Consider the following 1,272-nt stretch of genomic DNA (forward strand, 5'->3'; position numbering starts at 1 on the left):
GATGAGAATCGTGTCACCTACTGATCTGGTGCCGACGTGGAAAAAGAAATCGATCCTGCTCTACAGTAAAGGCAGTGCAGCTTCGGTGGCCGCACGCGAAAGCAGCCGTTACAAGAGTGCAGCGTATAAGCAAGCGAAGAAAGTTCAACGTGCTGCTGTGCGTTCGGGTCCAGAATTTCGAGAATTTAATCGGCTTGATGTGGCTGTGCGTCGCGCTGAGCAGGCTGGTAAAGATACGTCCGCGCTGATAGAGCAGCGCGAGCGCGCCAGAGCCGCGTGGAAGGCTGCGAAACAGCCTAGTAAATAACGCGTATTACATACAGGAGTCCAAAAAAATGAGTGACGAACTAAATCCGGGGCGCGCAGCGTTCCCGCCGTTCATACCAGAATCACCAACACGATTCGCGCAGCCTGCGGACCCGACGCCGACCCGGCTCCAGCGATTCCTTAACTGGCTGAACATTCGGGACCTGCCACGCACCGTTGAGCAGGACTGGAACCAAGACGATGGCGTTTATCACATGCGCAACCCGAACTACATAGGTCCGCTCTATGTGGTCAATCTGTCGCACATATCGAACTTCGTGCCCAAAAACCACCAGAACGTTGGTTTTGCGGACCTCGTGATTCAGCTGAATGACCTCGACAAAAAGCGCGCCGTCGTCAAGATTCCCGCGACGTGGCTTCCGGTTGACATTTCTCCGTACGTCCATCTGCTTCGCACCAATCTCTCGTTCCAACGCCTTTTGAATTTGGGGCTGCTGGCGTTTGTGAGTCCGAATCGCGCGGACCTTATCCTAAATTCTGACGAGGGCAGGGCAGAGTTGGAACGTGTTGAGCGTGTTACTGATAGCGCCACATTCAAACGCTACTGGCCTAAGTCTGCACAGATGTGGAATTGGGAAGAGAATGAGTACGTAACATAAGGAGATCAAGTGGCAGAGTTTGTGGCTGTGGGAGATGCACACTTCACCGATTCCTCAGGATCGGGAGGTCTTTCGAAGTACGTACAAAATCCGGACAAGATGGTCGCTGACGAGATTAGGCGAGGTCCCGTCAAGTACGCACGTGACAACGGTATCAGCAACATCTTGCTGCTAGGTGACCAGTATGACGGCCCACGCGCCTCGTACTCTGGACAACGGGAATTGGCGGACGTTGTTCGTGAAAATCCAGACCTCAGGTGGCACGCTATTCTCGGCAACCACTAGATGTATTCTGAGGTTCCAGAAAACGGTCATGCGCTGGAGCTGTTCGATCTGTTCGGACTCC

General features: G+C 53.6%; 2 protein-coding genes. Both read left to right on the forward strand.

The features are described 5' to 3' along the window. Nucleotides 1-307 (forward strand): hypothetical protein (locus AC1RPG_RS07715; protein WP_481762429.1); only part of this gene is annotated, 307 nt, incomplete at its 5' end. Nucleotides 308-335: 28 nt separating this feature from the next. After that, the gene (locus AC1RPG_RS07720) at nt 336-926 is read left to right on the forward strand and encodes a hypothetical protein (RefSeq protein WP_481762430.1); all 591 of its coding nucleotides are present in this window, start codon (nt 336-338) and stop codon (nt 924-926) included. The last annotated feature ends 346 nt before the right edge of the window (nt 927-1,272 follow it).

The sequence above is a fragment of the Dellaglioa sp. CoH-57-MRSF-18 genome, assembly GCF_056781995.1.